This is a genomic window from Paraburkholderia sp. EG304 (assembly GCF_046543485.1).
Classification (GTDB): domain Bacteria; phylum Pseudomonadota; class Gammaproteobacteria; order Burkholderiales; family Burkholderiaceae; genus Paraburkholderia; species Paraburkholderia youngii.
Map to the genome: position 1 here is coordinate 1 of NZ_JBKGUA010000447.1, position 255 is coordinate 255.

The 255-nt window shown below is 62.4% G+C and carries 1 pseudogene; it reads left to right on the top strand.

The window, feature by feature from the left end:
- Positions 1–255, top strand: a pseudogene (locus tag ACLFKU_RS44680) (IS21 family transposase); the annotation flags it as partial.

The window sequence follows — 255 nt, forward strand, 5'->3', positions numbered from 1 at the left end:
CGCCAAATGCGCGATTACAAAGGCGTGTATGTACGATCCCGAGGTACAGCGCTCGTACGCCGCGCTGGCCGAGGGGTACGGCTTCCGGATCGATGCATGCCCTCCACACGATCCTGCGAAGAAGGGCATCGTTGAGGCCGGAGTCAAATACATCAAACGATCCTTCGTGCCGCTGCGCGAATTCCGCGATCTCGCCGACGCCAACCGTCAATTGCGCGACTGGGTGATGCAGCAGGCCGGCACGCGCGAGCACGG